The organism is Butyrivibrio sp. AE2015, from assembly GCF_000420825.1.
Taxonomy (GTDB): domain Bacteria; phylum Bacillota; class Clostridia; order Lachnospirales; family Lachnospiraceae; genus Butyrivibrio.
Window position 1 is genome coordinate 19,764 of record NZ_ATVR01000031.1, and the last position, 20,935, is coordinate 40,698.

At 40.3% G+C, this 20,935-nt stretch carries 17 protein-coding genes; all 17 read right to left on the reverse strand.

What is annotated here, in order from left to right; all coding sequences use genetic code 11:
* Window positions 1-46: 46 nt before the first annotated feature.
* Window positions 47-757, reverse strand: a complete 711-nt coding sequence (locus tag G585_RS0112965) for an EAL domain-containing protein (RefSeq protein WP_026663988.1) — start codon at window positions 755-757, stop codon at window positions 47-49.
* Between the two features lie 157 nt (window positions 758-914).
* The gene (locus G585_RS0112970; protein ID WP_022775543.1) at window positions 915-1,586 is read right to left on the reverse strand and encodes a phosphatase PAP2 family protein; all 672 of its coding nucleotides are present in this window, start codon (window positions 1,584-1,586) and stop codon (window positions 915-917) included.
* Between the two features lie 82 nt (window positions 1,587-1,668).
* A complete protein-coding gene (locus tag G585_RS0112975; RefSeq protein ID WP_022775544.1) occupies window positions 1,669-6,213 on the reverse strand; it encodes a PolC-type DNA polymerase III in 4,545 nt (1,514 codons plus the stop codon).
* 34 nt (window positions 6,214-6,247) lie between these two features.
* On the reverse strand, window positions 6,248-7,303 hold the full coding sequence (gene ispG, locus G585_RS0112980) for a flavodoxin-dependent (E)-4-hydroxy-3-methylbut-2-enyl-diphosphate synthase (protein WP_022775546.1): 1,056 nt from the start codon (window positions 7,301-7,303) through the stop codon (window positions 6,248-6,250).
* 14 nt (window positions 7,304-7,317) lie between these two features.
* Window positions 7,318-8,370, reverse strand: coding sequence for an RIP metalloprotease RseP (rseP, locus tag G585_RS0112985; RefSeq protein WP_022775547.1), 1,053 nt, complete (start codon window positions 8,368-8,370; stop codon window positions 7,318-7,320).
* Complete coding sequence (locus tag G585_RS0112990; protein ID WP_022775548.1) at window positions 8,367-9,518, reverse strand: 1-deoxy-D-xylulose-5-phosphate reductoisomerase; 1,152 nt, start codon at window positions 9,516-9,518, stop codon at window positions 8,367-8,369. Before G585_RS0112990 ends, rseP begins: the two co-directional genes overlap by 4 nt.
* Window positions 9,519-9,615: 97 nt before the next feature.
* Window positions 9,616-10,437, reverse strand: coding sequence for a phosphatidate cytidylyltransferase (locus G585_RS0112995; protein ID WP_022775550.1), 822 nt, complete (start codon window positions 10,435-10,437; stop codon window positions 9,616-9,618).
* A 22-nt stretch (window positions 10,438-10,459) separates the two neighbouring features.
* Entirely contained in the window at window positions 10,460-11,176 is a 717-nt protein-coding gene (locus G585_RS0113000) for an isoprenyl transferase (protein ID WP_022775551.1), read from the reverse strand.
* A gap of 4 nt (window positions 11,177-11,180) precedes the next feature.
* Entirely contained in the window at window positions 11,181-11,732 is a 552-nt protein-coding gene (frr, locus tag G585_RS0113005; protein ID WP_022775553.1) for a ribosome recycling factor, read from the reverse strand.
* Between the two features lie 25 nt (window positions 11,733-11,757).
* The gene (pyrH, locus tag G585_RS0113010) at window positions 11,758-12,453 is read right to left on the reverse strand and encodes a UMP kinase (protein WP_022775554.1); all 696 of its coding nucleotides are present in this window, start codon (window positions 12,451-12,453) and stop codon (window positions 11,758-11,760) included.
* Between the two features lie 23 nt (window positions 12,454-12,476).
* On the reverse strand, window positions 12,477-13,433 hold the full coding sequence (locus G585_RS0113015; RefSeq protein WP_022775556.1) for a polymer-forming cytoskeletal protein: 957 nt from the start codon (window positions 13,431-13,433) through the stop codon (window positions 12,477-12,479).
* 31 nt (window positions 13,434-13,464) lie between these two features.
* Complete coding sequence (locus tag G585_RS0113020) at window positions 13,465-14,373, reverse strand: polysaccharide deacetylase family protein (protein WP_051142997.1); 909 nt, start codon at window positions 14,371-14,373, stop codon at window positions 13,465-13,467.
* Between the two features lie 199 nt (window positions 14,374-14,572).
* Entirely contained in the window at window positions 14,573-15,253 is a 681-nt protein-coding gene (locus G585_RS0113025; RefSeq protein ID WP_022775559.1) for a hypothetical protein, read from the reverse strand.
* Between the two features lie 151 nt (window positions 15,254-15,404).
* Window positions 15,405-17,147 carry an ArnT family glycosyltransferase gene (locus tag G585_RS0113030; protein ID WP_022775560.1) on the reverse strand — a complete coding sequence of 581 codons (1,743 nt, stop codon included), beginning with the start codon at window positions 17,145-17,147 and terminating at the stop codon, window positions 15,405-15,407.
* A 2-nt stretch (window positions 17,148-17,149) separates the two neighbouring features.
* Window positions 17,150-18,766: a DUF5722 domain-containing protein gene (locus G585_RS0113035; protein WP_022775561.1), complete on the reverse strand. Its 1,617-nt coding sequence runs from the start codon at window positions 18,764-18,766 to the stop codon at window positions 17,150-17,152.
* 101 nt (window positions 18,767-18,867) lie between these two features.
* Window positions 18,868-19,986 (reverse strand): permease prefix domain 1-containing protein, encoded by a 1,119-nt coding sequence (locus G585_RS0113040; RefSeq protein WP_022775563.1) that lies wholly within the window; start codon window positions 19,984-19,986, stop codon window positions 18,868-18,870.
* A 17-nt stretch (window positions 19,987-20,003) separates the two neighbouring features.
* On the reverse strand, window positions 20,004-20,339 hold the full coding sequence (locus G585_RS0113045) for a PadR family transcriptional regulator (RefSeq protein WP_022775564.1): 336 nt from the start codon (window positions 20,337-20,339) through the stop codon (window positions 20,004-20,006).
* Between the last annotated feature and the right edge of the window lie 596 nt (window positions 20,340-20,935).

Sequence of the window (20,935 nt, forward strand, 5' to 3'; positions counted from 1 at the left end):
TCTGCTCTTCTCCTCAATTTATGATTATTGATAAAAGAACCTAAGATCAATAAATCTTAGGTTCACCTAAAAAGTACCCTTGAGCAAGGTCAATTTTCATACTCTTAAAGAAATTAAGTTCTCCCTGAGTCTCAATTCCTTCTGCAAGAATAATAATATCTCTCGCTCTTAGTTCCTCAATTATTTCTTTTACAATATGCTGCTTGTTAAAATCCTTATCCACACCGGATACAAATTTCCTATCGATCTTAACAAGATCAGGTCTGTAAAAATCAAGACACTCTTTATCTATGTTAGTTCCGGTACCAAAATCGTCAATTGCCACTAATGGAGTAGCACCTTCTATATTAAAGGCAACTTTCTTCATTTCCCAGGCATATTTTTCGAGCTTGGTATATTCAAGCATTTCATACACCAGACGATTCATCATTTTTTCACCACCAAGTGCTGCAACCTGTTTGGTCTGTTCTATCCTCATGCACACTGACGGAAAAGAATTCATGAAAAGCTTACCTTCAAGCCCCGCCTCCATGAAATGCTTTGTTCCATAATAGTTTGTTATTTCCTCTATCTGAAAGAGCCTGTCCATACCTGCTACAGCCTTGATAAACTCAACAGGTGTGAAAGGCTGTGGTCGCATCAGTGCCTCATAACCATAGATCGAATTATCCGAAATCCTAAAAATTGGTTGATACGCAAATTTAATCTCTTGTGGATTATCCAGCAGATACTCAACCGTAACTTCCTTGTTATTCATTAAAACCCTTTTCTAAAAATAAAACCCTTTTCACTCAAAATAAACAAAACATTAGAAATATATCAGTTTTTTTAAATTAATTCAAGCACAATTTATTTCAATGAAAAAACTTCCCATTTCAGGGCAATTACCCCTAGTGAGAAGTTCTTAAAATCACTTATTGTTCAGTTATTTTGCCAAGCATTTCTGCAAACAAACTGATATAACACAGACTTATAAGACACCCACCGAGAATATCAGTAAACCAGTGAACACCACAGACAAGCCTTCCAATTACAGTAAGTGCGATGATCAAAAGGCATACAATCTTACATACTTTTACAATCTTCTCGTTTTTCAGATATTTAGGAAGGACATACATCAAAGTTCCAAATATTGTAACGATAAGCATTGTATGTGAAGATGGAAAAGAAGCCTCAACATGTTCAGCACCTTCTTCAATTATAGGTCTGTAGTTCACAATGACTTTTTCAAAAAAAGCATATGTGACAAGAACAACAGCATAGAGCCCGCCAAGGCAGAGAATTTCTCTGTCAACCTTAGCTATGCTCTTTTCCTTGATGAGCTGGATCATTCCAAGGCAAGCAAAAGCTGCAACAACTAAAATCGCAAGAACTCCAAAAAGTTCTGTAAGCTTATACCATACCATGTTGATTCCAAAAAACTCATGGATAAAGCCGTTGATATGAGAAAGACCTATAGAAGTATCCTCAGGACCTATAGCTGCTACATCAACTCTTTTCACCAAAAAGATCAGAACAAGAAAAGCGCCAAACATGATCCTGGCAAACATATTGCCCTTCTTTACCATATTGTCATTTGTTTCCATTATTTTTCTCCTCCTCGTCATTTTCTACTATAATATCCTGTTTATATTACAGTGAAATGACTCTTAAATTACAGTTTTGTAATTATCCCTTCATAAGATCAAAAATACTGATCTGATTGGAATCAGGTATATCGCCCAAAAGTCCCATATCAGCCATCTTTTCAAGTACAGTCTGTGGGCACTTGGTCCTGGCCTTAAAGTCATCCTTAGATAAGAATGGGCCATCTTTTGCAGCTTCAACTATCTGATCGGCAGCTTTTTCACCCATACCATCGATACTTGTAAGTGCAGGCATTATCTTATCTCCGATAACTTGGAAGTCCCTGGACTTAACCTTAAAAATATCTATAGGAAGGAATTCGATCCCACGCTCGTACATTTCCTCTACAAGCCTCATATCGCCATACTCAGCCTGCTGTGCATTTGTGAGTTCATCCTTCTTATTGTTGTACTCACGCATGATAGCTCTTAAGTGATTTTCACCCTGGCACATATGCTCGTAGTTAAATGCCTTTGCTCTGATACTAAACCAGGCAGCATAGAAAGCCTGTGGAACATATACTTTGAAATATGCGATTCTCCAGGCCATCATAACGTAAGCTGCGGCATGGGCCTTAGGGAACATGTATTTAATCTTTTCGCAGGACCAGATATACCAGTCAGGAACACCGTGGTCTGTCATATCCTTCTTCCAGTCAGCCCAGTTGCTTTCTTTTCCCTTGGCAACCTTTCCTTTACGAACAGCTTCCATGATCTTGAAGGATTCTGACTTATCAAGTCCCTTCTGGATCAGGTAGATCATAATATCATCTCGACAACAGATACAGGTATCAATAGTTGCCTTACCTTCCTGAATAAGAGTCTGCGCATTACCAAGCCAAACGTCAGTACCGTGTGACAGACCTGAAATTCTTATAAGGTGGGACAATGATGATGGTCCTGCATCGATAACCATCTGCATGGCAAAGTCTGTACCAAACTCAGGAAGTCCAAGGCATCCAAGCTTTGTTCCACCAATCTGATCAGGAGTGATATTAAGAGCCGTAGTGTTCATGAAAAGGCTCATAACATTTTTGTCATCAAGTGGCACAGTCTTTGGGTCAAGCCCCGTACAATCCTGCAGGAATCTGATCATGGTAGGATCATCGTGTCCGAGAATATCAAGCTTTAACAGGTTGTGGTCAATGGAGTGATAATCATAATGAGTCGTAATGGTCGCAGTTGTCATATCATTAGCCGGATGCTGCACAGGACAGAAAGAGTTAATATCCTCACCCACAGGCAAAACTATGATTCCGCCCGGATGCTGACCTGTTCCTCGTCTTATACCGGTACAACCCTGAACAATTCTGTTGATCTCACATTTTCTCTTGCTGGCTCCGATTCCGTCGTAATATTTTTTTACAAAACCATAAGCCGTCTTATCCGCAAGGGAAGCTATTGTTCCCGCTCTGAAAGTCTGTCCGTAACCAAAAATAACTTCAGTATACTTATGAGCCTTAGACTGATACTCACCAGAGAAGTTAAGGTCAATATCAGGCTCCTTATCACCCTTAAATCCAAGGAACGTCTCGAAAGGAATATCGAATCCATCCTTGTTCATCATAGCTCCGCACTTAGGGCATCTCTTATCAGGCATATCGCAGCCCGAATTACCACCATACTTAAGTACTTCCTCGGAATCAAAGTCACTGTATTTACACTTAGGGCACACATAGTGCGGGCTAAGTGAATTAACTTCCGTGATACCTGATGTAAATGCGACAAAGGAGGAACCTACAGATCCTCGAGAGCCAACCAGGTATCCATCTTCATTTGACTTCCAAACAAGCTTCTGGGCGATGATATACATAACCGCGAAACCATTCTTTATAATTGAGTTAAGCTCTCTCTCAAGTCGCTCCTGAACTATTTCAGGAAGGTTTTCTCCATAGATTTCATGAGCCTTGTCGTAACAGATCTTAGTAAGGATCTCATCACTGTTTTCAATGACAGGGGCACACTTATCAGGTCTTACCGGTGATATGCTCTCGCACATATCAAGGATTTTCCTGGTATTATCTATAACAATTTCTTTTGCCTTATCGCCACCGAGATAGTCAAATTCCTCCATCATCTCGTCAGTAGTCCTTAGGAAAAGAGGTGCAGGCTCTTCATCATTCATACCCTTTCCGGCCATGATGATCGTTCTGTATATCTCATCCTCAGGATTTAAGAAATGAGCGTCGCAGGTAGCAACAACAGGTTTGTTGAACTGCTCGCCGAGCTTAACTATTTCTTTGTTGATCTCTCTTATGTCGTCATCACTGTTGATGTCTTCATATCGCTCTGAATCCACCATGAAATGGTTGTTACCCACAGGCTGGATCTCAAGATAATCATAGAAATCCACAATTCTTGCTATTTCTTCCGGAGGTCTCCCCTCTACTACTGCACCGTAAAGCTCTCCGGCACAGCATGCACTTCCTATGATAAGTCCCTCTCTGTGTTTTAAAAGCTCGCTCTTTGGAATAAGAGGAAATCTTCTAAAGTAGTCAATATGGGACTCACTTACAAGGGTATAAAGGTTAACTCTTCCCAATGTATTCTTGGCAAGGATAATACAGTGATTGGGACGAAGATGTCTTATCATTTCCTTGGTTGGCTTTCCAAGAACATTTACATCGGTAAGAGTTGCTGCCTTTTGTTCCTCAAGCATTGGAAGGAACTTGTTAAAAATAAGCGCAGTACACTCAGCATCATCAACAGCTCTGTGGTGATGCTCAAGCACAACTCCCAAAGTTTTGGCAACGGCATCAAGTGTATGCTTAGCCTGAAGCGGGAAGAAATATCTTGACAACCATAAAGTATCAACAGTTGTATAATCAGCAGGAATGCCAAGTTCAAGGCAGTTCTGATTTATAAAGCTTATATCAAATCCAACGTTATGTCCTACTAGGACTGCATCCTTGCAAAACTCCACAAACTTAGGAATGATTACTTCCCTTGTGGGAGCATCCATTACCATTTCATCAGTTATACTTGTAAGCTTCTCAATTCTGTAAGGAATTGGCACCTGAGGATTTATGAATTCAGAGAATCTCTCAATTATCTCCCCATTTCTTACCTTTACGGCACCAATTTCAATGATCTTATTTTTTATAGGAGAAAAACCTGTGGTCTCAATATCGAATACAACAAAGGTTGTATCTCGAAGTGGCTGTCCCTTGTCATTTACAACAATTTCTTTAAGGTCATCAACAAGATATGCCTCTACTCCCAGGATCAGTTTAAAGAAATCCTGTCTCTCGATAGGTGGCTCACCGGCTTCTTTTCTCCTCTTTTTCTCATCGTTAAAGAGGTCTTCCCAGACATGGTTTGCATCTGTAAGAGCCTGAACAACGCCGTGGTCTGTTATGGCAATACCTGGCATTCCCCATTTATAGGCTTGTTTAACTATATCCTTAACTTCAGAAACGCCATCCATATCACTCATCTTGGTATGGCAATGAAGTTCTACTCTTTTTACTTCTGCCCTGTCTACTCTCTTCGTAGTAAAATCAGGAATCTTTTTTACTCCCACAATAGACTGTAGAGACAGCTCATGATCGAACTTATCAACAGCAGCGATACCTTTGATCTTAAGGAAAGCTCCGGGTTTAATATCCTTTGTGATATCAGGAACATCCTCTGTCTTTACAAACATCTTTACAGTGATAGAGTCTGTAAAATCAGTTATGTCAAAGATCATGATACTCTTTTCATTTCTGATATCTCTCTGATCATAAGCTGTTACTTTACCGTGAACTGTAACTTCGCCAAGCTCTCCTATTAGCTCAGAAAGCTTCATTGTTTCATCATCAAAGTCTCGTCCAAATACAACATCAGGATTATCACTTCGTTTGTAGCTTCCGCCAAAGTCTCTCTTTGGAGTCCACTTGCCTTTTGAAAATCCAGCCTTTGTCCCTTCTGCTGCACTCTTTTGAGGTTCCTCATTTTTCTGGGCTTTTTCTTCAGCAGCCTTTTCTGCCTTCTTCTCAGCAGCCTGCTTTTTCTTTTCTTCAGACTTCTGTTCAAAGTCCTCAAGCTTCTTGGCCATTTTAACTGATTCATCAGTATAATCAGGCTCTTTTGTCTCCTTCTCTGTATCTACAAATTCAGGAGAAATAGCCACAGAAAGACCGCATCTCTCATTTACGATCTTGGATAAAACCCTTATAAGATCCGGAGCTTTTTTCTTGCCAACTACACTGTTTTCAAGCTGGATAACCACATTTCCGTCATCCGGGTATTCAAAATTGGCAGCACGAAAAAGACTATACTCCATATGGTCATAGTCTTTTAACTCCATCTCTATGCTCTCTCTGTAGATATCAAAAAGATTCTGTGGTGTATACTGAGCAGACAGGCTGAACTTCTCATAGATTTTGATAGTCAGATCCTGTCCGTTAAATAACTGCTTTTTTATACCAGTTTCAGTCTTGTAAATATCTGCCTTGTCAATAAGGGCATTACTGGATATATATATTCTGATAAAATCCTGTTTTCTCGTAGTTGAGACCTTAACAACCTCAGTCTGTTCCATAATCTCCTGAGTGCGGTCATCAAGCTTAAGGCCAGGAAAAACCTCGAAAAACTTCTTCCCCATTAAAACTCCTAAATAAAACTACCTCGCCAGATTCTCACTTCCACCTGTCTAATTCATCTTTTAAAACTGCAAGCAACTGGTCTTCAGGCACTTTTTTGATGATCTCGCCTCGCTTGATAAGAAGGCCTTCTCCGTCTCCGCCTGCAATTCCTATATCAGCCTCTTTTGCTTCTCCGGGGCCGTTTACTGCACATCCCATAACTGCAACCTTGATGTTAAGAGGATACTTCTGGACCATTGTCTCTACCTGATTAGCAAGACCAATAAGATCAATCCTTGTTCTTCCACAGGTTGGGCAGGATACAACTTCAATTCCGCCCTTTCTGATATCAAGAGTTCTGAGGATCATTTTAGCTGTCTTTATCTCTTCTACAGGATCGCCTGAAAGAGAAACCCTGATAGTATCTCCAATGCCTTCATTTAAGATAATTCCAAGTCCTACAGAAGACTTGATATTACCACCATAAACAGTTCCAGCCTCTGTAATGCCTACATGCAGAGGATACTTGCACTGTTTTGCAAGAAGTTCATGTGCCTTTACGCAGAGCATAACGTTAGATGACTTGATGCTGACTACCATGTTATCGTAGCCAAGATCTTCGATGATACCAACCTTATCAATAGCACTTTCAACAAGTCCTTCAGCAGTTACACCATGGTACTTCTCAACAAGATTCTTCTCAAGAGATCCGCTGTTAACGCCTACACGAATAGGAATATTTCTCTCTTTTGCACAGGATACTACTGCTGCAATCCTGTCCTTTGATCCAATATTTCCGGGATTTATTCTGATCTTGTCAGCACCATTTTCCATAGCAGCTATAGCCATCTTATAATCAAAATGTATATCTGCAACAAGTGGTATGTGTATCTGCTTCTTTATCTCTCCAAGAGCCTTAGCTGCCTCAATATTAGGAACTGTGCATCTGATAATATCGCAGCCTGCTTCTTCAAGTCTTTTTATCTGAGCAACCGTTCCCCCTACATCCTCAGTCCTTGTATTAGTCATGGACTGAATAAGGATTGGGTTTCCACCACCGATCACTCTGTCTCCTATATGTACAACCTTTGTATTATCTCTATATGCCATAGATTTTCCTCTCTTTACCTTGTAAACTTTGTTATATCATTGAAAAGTACGAATACCATAAGTCCTAAAAGTGCAACCATACCGATCATGTGCACAAAACCTTCTTTTTCAGGAGGGACGGGTTTTCCAAAGATAACCTCAATAAACTGGAACACAAGTCTTCCACCATCAAGAGCAGGAAGTGGCAAAAGGTTCATAACTCCCAGATTGACGGACAAAAGAACTGTCAATGACATCATGGTAAGGATCACCGCTGAAATACCAAAAGGCCTAACCTCCTCATAGGCATCATCAACTATCTTTACCATTCCAACAGGTCCTGACACATCGTCTGCCGAAAGTCTGCCCTTTATCAAAAGAGCAAGGCTCCTGTATGTGGTCTTGAAATAATAGCGCACCTCATACCAGGCATATTTCAAAGCTGCAGCACCTTTTATCTCTCCATATTCTCCAAGGTAAACGCCCATATAGTATCTGCCGGCTTCTTCACTGTACTTAGGAACAAGAGTAGTCTCATGTCTTACGCCATCTCTCTCATAAACAATATCCATAGGAGAGCCTTCGGCAAACTGAGAGATCAGTGTAACTTCTCCTGCCATATATACCTTTTCACCATCGACACTTATGATCTTATCTCCAGCCAATAGTCCGGCCTCAGCTGCAGCAGAATCCTCAGTCAGCTGATTTATAACAGGGAAATTCCAGGCAGAAAAGCTTACAAGAATCACTGCGAGTAAATAAGCTATGATAAAGTTCGCAAAAGGTCCGGCAAAAAGAGTTGCTATTCTGCGCCAAACCGGTGCATTTAAAAAAGAATGCTCATCATAGGTCTCATTTTCTTCTGCAACGGGATCCATCCCATCAAATACACAGGCGCCACCAATAGGTAATAGCTTTATGCTGTAAAGAGTCTCACCCTTTTGCTTTTTCCACAGAGTAGGTCCCATTCCAACAAAAAACTCATTAACTCTGATTCCACCTGCCTTGGCTATTATAAAATGGCCAAATTCATGAGATGTAACAAGTACTCCGAAGATTATAAAGAATATAATAATGCTGATTATCATATGTTATATTTTCCTCCAAGAAACTCATAGGTCTCTTTTTCTGCCAAAAGAATCGCATCAACATCAGGATTATCAACCCTTTTATGATGCTCCATTGCCTCTTCGATCATGTCATATATCTCAAGGTATCGTATATCACCTTTTAAGAATCTGCGAACTGCCATTTCATTGGCAGCATTGAATACTGTTGGCATACTTCCGCCTGCATAAGCAGCATCAAAAGCAAGCTTAAGCCCCCTGAATGTTTCTATGTCAGGTTTTTCAAAAGTTAGGCTTCCAAGTTCAAACAGATCAAGTCTCTTTTCAGCCATCGGTCTTCTGTCCGGGTAGAAAAGTGCATACTGAATAGGAAGCTTCATATCAGGCACACCAAGCTGAGCAATAACAGCTCCATCTACGTACTGAACAGCACTGTGAACAATACTCTGTGGATGAACAAGCACCTGTATATTATCAAGACTCACATCAAAAAGCCATCTGGCCTCCATTACTTCAAGTCCCTTATTGACAAGTGATGAAGAGTCAATAGTTACCTTAGGTCCCATATCCCAGTTAGGATGCTTAAGGGCATCTGCGGCAGTCATATTCTCAAGTTCGGCCTTTTTCTTTCCTCTGAAAGGACCGCCGCTGGCAGTCAAAAGAATTTTCTCAACCTTGTCCTTGGGTTCTCCGTTAAGTGACTGGAAAATAGCGCTATGCTCACTATCTACAGGAAGAATATTTACTCCCATCTTTGCAGCAAGCGGCATTATGATATGTCCTGCGCAAACAAGAGTCTCTTTGTTGGCAAGCGCAATATCTTTTCCACTCTCTATAGCTTTGATAGTTGGTCTTATTCCAATCATTCCTACTACAGCAGTAAGAACTGTGTCAGCCTCAGGTACGGATACGATTTCAAGTAATCCTTCCATACCGCTGTATACTTCTATGTCAATGTCAGAAAGTCTCTGCTTCAGATCTTTTGCAGCGTTTTCATCAAACATGCAAACATATTTGGGTTTAAACTCTCTGACCTGTTTTTCCACCATCTCGACTCTGGTGTTTGCAGCAAGACCGACTACTTCCAGTTCTTTGCTGTTATTTCTTACAACATCCAAAGTCTGTGTTCCAATGGAACCTGTACTTCCAAGTAAAACTATCTTTCTCATTTTTTCTCCTCAAATAACGAAGCAATTTACATTTATAAAAATATATACGCCGTATTAGAATATTTCACTAATACAGCGCTTATTATACGAATATTGATTAAAAATGTGAAATCATAACTACTGCCAAAAAATAAATACATGGTATCACAAAAATCACACTGTCAAAACGATCCATTATTCCGCCATGTCCAGGGATCAGATTGCCATAATCTTTAATATCATGATCTCTTTTTATTCCGGAAGCAAGCAAATCGCCAAGCTGAGCAATTATGCTTCCAATAAATGTGATCAGCATAAGCATATAGATCACATTCACATTGTGAACTTCATTTCTGTATAAGAGGTATCCGAAAACAGCTCCTACTGCAACTGATCCCAGTATCCCTCCTATAGCTCCCTCAATGGTCTTCTTGGGAGAAAGAATCGGTGCCATCTTATGTTTGCCAAATGCTCTTCCTGCAAAGTACGCACAGGTGTCACACACCCAGGCGATAAAAGGAATCCACGCCAGATACTTTCCATATGGGCGAAGTCTCAGCAAATATACAAAAGACATGTTCACCGGAGCGTACACAAAGCAAAAGAAAGCCGCCATAGCCTGCATTGACTTGAACTTTGGAAAGTTCACAACATAGCAGACCATAAGTAAAAAGAAGGCAAACATGATTGAAAAAATGTAGTATTTATGGGTTCCTATTAAAAGCATCTGGATATAATGAACTACTATCGCAATATATCCACAGATCTCCAAAATACTAAATTTGCCATCTTCCTGATGTACTCCGGTTGCCCTCGTAAGCTCAAAATAGCTGATAAGAGAAACCGCAAACAGTACCGCCGCCAGAATGATTCCACCGGGAATGAGCACTCCGGCAAGTACTAATCCAATAACAACACCACTTAAAACCCTTGTTTTCAATTTTTACACCAGCCTATATTGATCAGTTTTTGAGTCCACCAAACTTACGATTGCGCATGCCATATGATTCAACAGCAAGTTCAAGCTGCTTTTTATCAAAATCAGGCCAAGCCACAGGAGTGTAATAAAACTCTGTGTAAGCGCACTGCCAAAGCAGGAAATTGGATATTCTCTGCTCATTGCAGGTTCTAATCATAAGATCAGGATCTGGGAGGAAATTGGTATCAAGGTTTGCTCCTATCATATCCTCTGTAATTTCCTCAGGATCTACTTCGCCATTCTTAACTTTCTGAGCAATCTTCTTAACAGCTCGTCTAATCTCATCCCTGCTGCCATAGTTAATGGCAATAGTAAATGTAAGACCTGTGTTTCCTGCTGTTGCCTCTTCAAGTTCCTGAATCGCTTTCTGTATATCCTCAGAAAGAGCCTGTCGCTCACCGATTACACGACAGCGAACATTATTCTTCATTGATTTTTTAATACTTGTCTTCAGGTAATTACGCAGGATCGTCATGAGGGCTGAAACCTCTGCTTCAGGACGACTCCAGTTCTCTGTTGAAAACGCATATACAGTCAGGTATTTTATACCCATATCTCTGGCAACGACCAGAATATCTTCAACAGCTTTTGCACCCTGCATATGCCCATAATTTCTGGGCATTCCCTTTGCCTTGGCCCATCTTCCGTTTCCATCGAGGATAATAGCCACATGGGCGGGAATCTTCTTTTCTTCTTCCATAACCTTATACCGTCATGATCTCTTTATTCTTTTCTTCAACTGCTCCGTCGATATCCTTGATAAACTTATCAGTGATCTTCTGAAGCTCATCGTTAAGATCATTGATCTCATCTTCTGATACTTCTGAGCCCTTAAGCTTCTTAAGAGCATCGTTACCGTCACGTCTTACGTTACGTACAGCGACCTTGGCATCTTCACCTTTTTTCTTGATATCCTTTGCAAGCTGTTTTCTTCTCTCTTCAGTAAGCTCAGGAAATACAAGACGGATAATAGCACCATCATTGCTTGGAGTAATTCCAAGATCTGATGTCATAAGTGCCTTCTCGATATCCTTAATAAGAGCCTTGTCCCATGGTGCGATCTGAATGATCCTTGCCTCAGGAACTGAAATGTTACCTACCTGATTGATAGGTGTAGGTGTTCCGTAATAATCAACCTTGATCTTATCAAGAACATGTGGGTTAGCTCTTCCTGCACGGATAGATGCAAGATCCTCTTTCAAAAAGTCGAATGACTTCTGCATTTTGTCATTGTACTCTTTTAACTTTTCATTCATACCTTAATCTCCTTAAAATGTGATATCAGTCAACAGTAACTGTTGTTCCGTTGAAATTGCCATCAGCAGCCTTAACAATGCTGTTTTCTTCCTGGAGAGCAAAAACTCTCATAGCAACCTTGTTGTCTCTTGCAAGAATTGAAGCAGTCATATCGACAACCTGAAGGTTCTTGGCAATAACCTCATCGATAGTAACTGTATCATATCTCTTTGCATCAGGGTTCTTGGCTGGATCGCTGTCATAAACACCGTCAATTGCCTTGGCAAGAAGGATATAATCCGCTTCAACTTCGATAGCACGCAGTACAACGCCTGTATCAGTTGAGAAATATGGATGTCCGGTTCCTCCTGCAAAAAATACAACCATACCTTTTGCGAAGTACTTGTTTGCTCTGTCTTTTGAAAAGAGCTTTGTAAATGAACCACACTCAAAAGGTGTAAGAATATTTGTCATCATTCCTTCGCTTCTGAATATCTCAGAAACATAGATGCAGTTCATTATTGTAGCAAGCATTCCAATCTGGTCAGCCTTAACTCTGTCAATGCTTTCGCTGCTTCTGCCTCTCCAGAAATTGCCACCACCAATAACGATACCAACTTCTACTCCCTTATCAGCAAGTTCCTTAACCTGAAGTGCTACCTTTCTTACTGTAGCCTCATCAAAACCGGTCTTTTTGTCCCCAGCAAGTGCTTCACCGCTGAGCTTTAATAGTATTCTCATAATTTCTCCATTTTAATATTTGATTATCTGTTTTTAAGTCCCTCAAAGAACTCTGAAGGATTAACATCTGCATAAGCCTGTGAGCACATACCTTCGATAACTGCACCGTTGTTGATCTGTACTGACTGAGACTTGATGTTTCCCATAACGATTGCTGTTGTATCCAAAACTACAGGACCATGTACATCGATATCGCCCTTTACAGCACCTGCGATAACAGCGCTTGATCCGAAGATGTTACCAACGATAACTGTGCTCTGGCCAACCTTTACACTGCCTTTACTCTTAACTTCACCTGTAATTCTTGCTGACTCAGCATAAATCTCTGCTGCGTCTGAATCACCTACGATCTCACCTGTAACATTAAGTTTGCCAAGGCACTTGATATTACCTGTAACCTTACCGATAAGATCAAGAGATCCTGTTGTCTGCAAGTCACCTGTTATGACCATTCCCTCAGTAATGCTTGCTGTTTCATCTGTTGGTGTCTGCTGTTCAAAGTCCATCATTTCATTCCCCCCATTGTTTGTATTATTTTCAGAAACTGTTGTCTCTGCAATATACTCATTTGCATTTGCTGCCGCTACCATTTCAAGAGCACTTACAGGAGCCTCTTCCTTTACTTCAGCTGCTGTCTGCTCCTCGATCTTTTCTTCGAGAGCCTCCACTTCCTCACTTACAGAAAGCTCTTCCTCTGCAGTTTCTTCCTGAACAGGTTCTGCTACAGTCTCTTCTTCAAAAACAGGCTCTGAGATTTCCTCTTTAACCTCTTCTTTTTCAGCCGCCTCATCAAGTTTGATATCATCAATACGATCAAGCATACTTCCGATATCTACTTTCTCGCGGTCAGCCCCCTTCTTGGCTGATTCCTCTGCCCCATTTTCATTATCAAGACCCGCTGTCTCATCAAGCTTATCTTCCGGCATCAGTGTGTTCACTGCCTGAGAAAGATCGCTCTTAAGCTCAGAAAAAAATCCCATCCTGATATCCTCCATTCGCACTTTTCTATTATTATTTTTTGATATGTTGAACCGGTAACGTATCCTCTGTTATCGGTACTATCACTGTGTCATCCATTGCCTGTACAGCTTCTATGATCTCAGGCAAAGCTTCAACTGTATGCTTTTTATCAGCTGCGTCATGCATAAGAACCACGCAGTGCTTAAACTTAGGGATATTGTTCACTATGTTGGCGTAAACAGTGTCCTTAGTGGCTCCGGACTTATCATCACCGGCTGATACATTCCAGTCAAAAAAAGTAACTTTCTGCTCATCAAGGTAAGCTGTCAGTTCACTCATATCAACCTTGCTGACTCCGTTAGAGCTCCCTCCAGGAAACCTGTAAAACTCAGGCCAGACGCCCGTCGTCTGATACAAAAAGACTCGAAGCTGCTCAAAATCCTCTTTAAAAGAATCAAGAGATGCGTAGATCTGACTGTATTTATGACTATAGGAATGCATTCCCAAAGTATGACCATCTTCAACGATGCGCTTATAAAGCTCTGTATATCTGGTGTCAGGCTTTCCACAGACAAAAAATGTAGCCTTGACATTGTACTGATCAAGTATATCAAGTATCTCATCCGTAGAAGAGCTTGGTCCATCATCAAATGTAAGATACACATAGCGTGTCCCCTCGATATCTTCAGGATTCTGCGCTCCGCTTATATATATATCCGAATAATCCGTCTCGAATTCTTCCGTCAAAGGCTCACTGTCACTTACAACTTTATCGGAGGTATTAACCTCTTCGCTCCCACCGGCCAAAATAGACATCTCATCGCCAAACCTGTCTCTGTACCACTCAAGGTCTGCATTATTCTGATCATATGCAGACTTCAATCTGTCATATCTGATCGCCAGTATCACGCAGATACATGTGGGAACAAGACATGCCGCAGCGACAGTGATAAGTATCATTCGCCGTAAATTCCGTATTCTTTTACTATATACCTTTTTAGGTTTGTCTAAACCCATTACAAACAAAAATCTCTTTCTGTAATTATATATAACCAACGTATAGTATAGCATAGAATCCGAAAGTCAAAAAGATGTTTTTAGGCATTAAATAGGCATAAAGAAAAGCCTGATCAAAATGACCAGGCTCTAAGATCAAAGGTTAGAAAGTCTGCTCAGTGTCAAAACCGGCAGATATATATGTGATTATATAGTTGTCATAATCAGATGCATTTAATCCTATCATCTGTGAATTAGTGCTTCCTCCGTGGAAAGTATATCCTACATCGGCGATATTTACAGTATCAAAAGCAACTGCTCTGCCATTCTTTGTGAAAAGAGTTCTGACTCCTACGCCCTGGATATCTTTTTCCGAATAATTGGTTGCACTGACTTCTATGCACTTTTCTTTCGCACTAGTGTCTATATCCACCATGTTGTATGTGCAGTTGTCAGTTTCTGCTACATTAAGGTCATATGAAAAAGTTGCTCCGCCCTTAATGTTCTCATTCAAAAACTGTCCGTAAAGTATAAACTTCTGTCCGTCCTTTACTGCATCTGCCCTGTCATGAACAAGTGAAACCACACTCTTCTTTGAATCTGTCGCAGAAAAATCTGCATTTATCTCCACATCTTTTCCGGTGTTGTTGGTTGCAACCAGAACATAATATGTACACCAGTCAAATTTATCCGGAATGATATATTCATCTTCAATTGTAATGCCGTTTTCTAAACTCGTGGCAGCATATACAATGTTTGAAGGAAATACGCACTTATTAACACCAAACAGGATAAGTAAAGACATTCCCACAGTAGATAAAATAGAAAAAATCTGCTTTTTCATGACCATTTCCTCCATCAAAATTATTTTTTGATAGTATTAATTATCATGTAAAAGCAGATTTTTTTCGAGTACCCAGAGGCATTTTTAATGTTTTTTTAACCTTTATAAATTATCTATAAAGCGCCATTCTATGCGGGCTAGATGTAGTATGTCACTCCTTGTGGACCACAGAATATCCACCCATATTTTCCACAATATAATTGCCTTTATTTTCAAAAAGTGATACCTCAGAGCTGGCCACCACAAACACCGTATTTACGTACTCCGGCGCGTCAAAATTCTCAGGAATATCGGCAAAAATAAAGTTTCCAAAGTTCTTTGCTGTCCTAAACATCGCCTCATCATCATAGTATTCAACCGTTTCATTAAACACAACCGGATCATAATCCGTATAATAAAGAGCCACAATAAACGGTGCGGAAAGCCCTTCGTAGGTGGAATAGATCTGCCTGTCATCTCCTGCAATCTCATAAGCCCTTGCTATGGCATCTCCGTAAGTCGGCATGAAAATACTGATCACATTGCTGTTAAAGTCAGTAAAATAATCTTTTACAAAAGATATATCTGCAAGCATGATCACTGTCAAAAGAGCTATGGCAAGCTTCTTACTGTTTGAAATAATAAAATCAAAGCCTCTTATAAAGGCATAAATAAGCGGAATAAACAAAGTCACCATTCTGCTTATGTCTGTTTCTACCGCTATTGATAAGATCACATTTGCAATGAGAAATGCTGCAAAAGCAGCGTTCTTGCATAGATATTCCGCATCTTCCTGTGCTTTTCTTTTCAGACCTTTTACAAAATCCCTAAACACAACAAAAAGTCCAATAAAAGTAACTGGGAAAGTAAACTCAAACAAAGTTGCATATCCCGGGTAAAAATGGCAGAGCATATCTTCGTCATTACCAACTGTCAAAACAAGTCCAAGGACTTTGAGGTTATTAAGAAGCTTGCCCGGAAGCGAAGAATCAAGTGTAAGAAAGACCTCTCCGCTTCTTGTAGCCGTGAGCTTATTTATGCAAAAATGATCAGTTACAATTTCCGGAAGTCCCAGATAGTTCACTGCATAAAACAAAAACAGCGGCATGAAGATGATCATGAACACCAATCCGGAAATTAAAAGCTCTTTTACGTTAAGAATCCCTTTTATGAGTGCGTAGATACAGGCGATCACTATAAACATAGGAATTATCATTGTTCCCGCGCCATATCCGTACATGGCAATAGCCAAAAGAGCCGCACTAAGTGCAAAACTTTTTGCAGTTCTTTTCCTCAAAGCAACAAGGAAGGTGTACAGTCCTATTACCTGAAGAAACGGCATTATGTTACTGTCAAGGCTCCATCTGCTTAGGATCACATGCCATGGACACACTGCCAGAAAGGCTGTTCCGACAATTGAAAGTGTATTCTTTTTCCCGGCAAATGTGGAAGCTGAAAAGATCTCTTTTAACACAAAAAAGAAAACAAATACTGTCGCAATCCCTAAAATTGCCGGAAGAAGTCTTAGTTTCACAATTCCGGTTCCAAAGAGCTTTACAGATATCATATTAAGATAGATCATAAGCTCACTGTTTCCACCGCTTCCAAAGGCAAGAGGGTGAACAGGATATGCATAGCCATTTCTGTCCACGCCGTATTTTGCAAGGGCAAAGGCCTCATATCCTATTGAAGCCTCATCCTGCTGAAGTCCGTTTGGAATGTTTCCCAGTAGAAAGAGCCTTAGAAATGTGGCAATACCCATTATGACAGCCAAAAGAATATGCGTTGTCTTATCAGAAAGATCGCTCACCCTGCCTTCGTTTGTGTTTTTCTTTTTAGAAATAACAACAGCTGCTGCGCAGGAAAGTACGCATGCAGCTGTCATTATATAATTGTAATAGTCAATTATTCTCATTTTTATCTCGCATTCATAGCAGCGTTCCAATCAGATATTCCCATGATCTGAGCCGCTCTTTGTATGTAAGTTCCGGCGTTCGGTCCATTCATCTGCTGATAGAACTCAAAAGCCAGTTTTCTCGTACCATCCTGCCTTGAAAGCCCTACAGACAATCCCTGTGATACCTCTAAAGGATAATCTGTCTGCCTGTTAAATGCAATAAGTTTAATGTACTGATTAGTCGCAACTCTCTGATAAGCATAGACAATTGCTGCTGCCTGAGCTTCTTCTCCCTGGGTTGAAGTGTATCCGACCTCTGTCAAAAGAATTGGTCTCACCGCGCCTTTTGTATTTCTCATTGCAGGCTGACACATATAATCAGTAAGCTGCTCTATATTCTCCATCGACAAATACGGAGTGTTGATATCATGCCTTATCATTGCCTGTGCTGCTTCGCTTTTAGGACTCCAGAATGTTGTCCAGGTCATTGGATAATTGTATGGATGCTCAGCAAGCCCCCAGTCGATATTACCCTGAGCTGTTATGCAGGCATTTATCGCTTCAAGAGTCGCTCTTGCTGAATAATAGGAACCTGTATTGTGGATCTGAGTCCAGTTCTGATCAAGACTTATGCAGACATATGCATTGGCATTTCTGCTCTTAATGGCGTTGTAGCATACTCTCAGTTCATCAGCATAAAGCTGTGCATAAGACATAAGGTCGTTTACAGAGGAATAGTTCCACACATTTTTGGCGTTTACTTCGTTTCCAATAACCCAGTTATCAACCTGTCCAAAGCCATTCTGACCATTGTATCTGTAAGCAAGATATGAGACCACAGCCTCAAGATATTCAAGGCCCTTATCCTCTGATGTGTTCATCATATAGTAAAGACCTCTTCCACCTCTTGAAGAGGGTGAGATCATGAATTCCTCACCTGCTGCCCTTGGGTTTAGCAAAACGATCGTAACCCCCATCCCCTGCTGCGTGCAGGTTCTGACGCAATGATCATACTGACTTAGATATGATGAATCAAAATTATAGGTTTTTCCATTATATTCATATACAACCTGGCCATTTCCACCAATGACATCTTCCAGGTTGATGTTATAAGCAGCCTGCTGAACACCAAGCTGTGAATTCTCCGTATTTCCATTGCCTATCTTGGCTCCGTCAAGAATAAGGCCTTTTTTGCCATTGTTTTTTCTGGCCGGTGATGCTGACGCCAGAGCTTCAGGATTTGTGATGTACTTAGCTCCTGCCACAGCAACGTATTGTCCGCCCTGCAGTACAGCAACCTGAAACTTGTCATACAGCCTGCAATCCACCGTTTTGTTGTTTAAAGGAACCTGGAATGACACCGATCCACCCATGGCTGCCGAAGCAATTGGTGCTCCCGCCACTGTTGTCTGATATGGTTTTTCCGAGAAAAGATAGAATTTGCCATCATCAGAATCCGGCAGATCCGATGCAGACACACTAATATTGACATTGCCACCGTTTATGGTAGCTGAGCCGATAGATACAGCTCCAACTCCCTGTGCATTAACAGGAAAACTGGTAAAAGAAAAGACGCCCAGCGCGATAACCGCACCAAAAAGCGTCTGAAGAAATGATGATAAGAATTTCTTTGCCATAAATAACCCCACACTAGTTTATGATTTTACGTCAAACGCATTTATATCATAAGTGAAAGCTGGCTTTATGGCAAATGATTTCTTTTCTTTTTATATTGAATTTATTTCCTGTCTCCTAAAAAGTACTGCTCAATAGGTCTTCTAAGAATTCCTGCAAGTGGCCAGATGATCCATGAAGATCCCCAACTGAAAGTAAAGAAACTCCAGATTATATAGATACAAAGAACTGATTTCCAGTAGTCTTTAACCATAGCTCTAATGAAATTCTTCACCTTTTTCTCAGTGGAATCAGATGATTGTTCAGGCTTATCATAAGAATTATATGATCTGCCCTTATTATCACTTTCAACAACTTCCCCTGAAACTCTTTCTATCTTTACACTCTTATCTGAATCGTAATCAGATGTATCAGCAAATTGCTGCATACTCGCCTGAGCAAATACTTTTTTATTCAGTGAAAGAAGCTTTTTATAAGCCCTGTTTCTGCCACTTGAAAAAACTATAAGAAATACACCTACTGCGGCAAAAGTGAACATCAAAGATGGTCCAACTCCATCAGAAATGATCGGTATGTCGAGCGCAGCATCAAGAACTATAACCGGTATCACGCTCACAATACAGAGCATAATTCCCACTGCCAGTATCATTCCCTTTACAGTCTGACTTTCCTCTTTTTCACCTTTCAGATAATCAATAGTATCATCGTCGATATAACAAGGCTGTTTGTTTAAAAAGCTCCAGCTTTTAGTTACATAACTTGAAAAAACAATGAATCCAACGCCTATTGCCGCGCAAAGGAACATAAATGCCACTCCTACTCCGGTGAAAAGGTTCAAATGAGTAGCTGTTGCTATCGAATCTAAAAGAATCGGTCCTGCAGGTGACAGGATGCAGAGGAGTATACCCAGTGACAGTAGAAATCTTCTGGATACAGCAGCATCAACATAATCGTCTGCTTCCTGCCTGGAAACATATCTCCTGTCAGATGAAACAAGATCGTCAAGCACCTTGTTAAGGCCAAGTCCCTCAGCAAGTTCATCAAGATTTCCAAATTCGGAAATAACAATGCCGATAGCCTCATTTTCCTTTTTGCCCTCGCTTATGAGCTCATTGTACTTATCTTCCATCATTGAATAAAGTTCGTCCTTGGCCCTCATGACCTCAAGAGTCTTTGGAAGATGCTCAAACATACTTTCAAGATATTTTTTTATTGTGTCCATACTTTTCTCCCCATATACTAATCTATTTTCTTAACAAATAATTCTACAACTTCCTTTGTGAGATTCCATTCCTCACATTTTTCCTTATAATACTTTTTTCCATTTTCTGTGATTCTGTAATAAGTGCGCTTCTTACCATTCTCAGCGTTCTGAATATAGGATTCAATATAGCCGTTTTTCTCCATTCTGGTAAAAGCAGAGTACAACGTGGTCTCTTTAATTATATATTTATCATTTGAAAGAGCCCTTATTCGTTTTGATATCTCATATCCGTAGGAAGGTTCATCCAGCAGAGTAAAAAGAATAATCGTGTCATTGTACCCTCTGATGACATCACTACTGATTTCTACCATTTCATCTACCTCTCCCTCCTTACTCAGATTCTATACGATAGTCGTACTACGTCAGTCATGCTATGTCTGTCGTAGTATGTCTGTCATAGTAAATATACAACGTCTATCGTAGTATGTCAACAGCCTTTATCTCATTTGTCATACTTTCTTGTAAATGGACGCAGCCGAGCTGAAAGTGTAGGTATAGCTATGTTCACTCTGATATTTTTCAATGTGATAAATTGGACATAAAACACCCACAAAAGCCTTGTTTCATACTTATTCAGAACACAAGTCTTTTGTGGGTTTATTTATATCCATTTATCATCATTTCAAAATAAATCGTTCACATCACTATGCCTACACTTTCAGTTCGTCTGCTGTTCTTGCAAAAATAGTAGTCTTTATATGTGTAGTAAACCATAAATCCATAAGTGCCCATACCTTTGGATAGAGCGATTTAGTGTGAGCAATAGAGACAGTTAAGATAAAATAAAAGCCCTGTTTTCTGTTCTGAATAAGTATGAAAGAAAACAGGGCGCATTATTTTATATTTACTGTGTCTTTGTGAATACTCCGAGATCTATCCGAAGGTATGGGTACTTCTGGATTTTATG

What these genes read in the sequence shown, in the direction of transcription:
- G585_RS0113030 (WP_022775560.1), bottom strand. Translation starts at nt 17,147, where the DNA reads ATGAGAATAATTGACTATTACAATTATATAATGACAGCTGCATGCGTA.
- ispG (WP_022775546.1), bottom strand. Translation starts at nt 7,303, where the DNA reads ATGGCATATAGAGATAATACAAAGGTTGTACATATAGGAGACAGAGTG.
- G585_RS0112990 (WP_022775548.1), bottom strand. Translation starts at nt 9,518, where the DNA reads ATGAGAAAGATAGTTTTACTTGGAAGTACAGGTTCCATTGGAACACAG.
- G585_RS0112965 (WP_026663988.1), bottom strand. Translation starts at nt 757, where the DNA reads ATGAATAACAAGGAAGTTACGGTTGAGTATCTGCTGGATAATCCACAA.
- G585_RS0113015 (WP_022775556.1), bottom strand. Translation starts at nt 13,433, where the DNA reads ATGGGATTTTTTTCTGAGCTTAAGAGCGATCTTTCTCAGGCAGTGAAC.
- G585_RS0112975 (WP_022775544.1), bottom strand. Translation starts at nt 6,213, where the DNA reads ATGGGGAAGAAGTTTTTCGAGGTTTTTCCTGGCCTTAAGCTTGATGAC.
- G585_RS0113025 (WP_022775559.1), bottom strand. Translation starts at nt 15,253, where the DNA reads ATGAAAAAGCAGATTTTTTCTATTTTATCTACTGTGGGAATGTCTTTA.
- frr (WP_022775553.1), bottom strand. Translation starts at nt 11,732, where the DNA reads ATGAATGAAAAGTTAAAAGAGTACAATGACAAAATGCAGAAGTCATTC.
- G585_RS0113040 (WP_022775563.1), bottom strand. Translation starts at nt 19,986, where the DNA reads ATGGACACAATAAAAAAATATCTTGAAAGTATGTTTGAGCATCTTCCA.
- G585_RS0113045 (WP_022775564.1), bottom strand. Translation starts at nt 20,339, where the DNA reads ATGGTAGAAATCAGTAGTGATGTCATCAGAGGGTACAATGACACGATT.
- G585_RS0113035 (WP_022775561.1), bottom strand. Translation starts at nt 18,766, where the DNA reads ATGGCAAAGAAATTCTTATCATCATTTCTTCAGACGCTTTTTGGTGCG.
- rseP (WP_022775547.1), bottom strand. Translation starts at nt 8,370, where the DNA reads ATGATAATCAGCATTATTATATTCTTTATAATCTTCGGAGTACTTGTT.
- pyrH (WP_022775554.1), bottom strand. Translation starts at nt 12,453, where the DNA reads ATGAGAATACTATTAAAGCTCAGCGGTGAAGCACTTGCTGGGGACAAA.
- G585_RS0113000 (WP_022775551.1), bottom strand. Translation starts at nt 11,176, where the DNA reads ATGGAAGAAGAAAAGAAGATTCCCGCCCATGTGGCTATTATCCTCGAT.
- G585_RS0113020 (WP_051142997.1), bottom strand. Translation starts at nt 14,373, where the DNA reads ATGATACTTATCACTGTCGCTGCGGCATGTCTTGTTCCCACATGTATC.
- G585_RS0112970 (WP_022775543.1), bottom strand. Translation starts at nt 1,586, where the DNA reads ATGGAAACAAATGACAATATGGTAAAGAAGGGCAATATGTTTGCCAGG.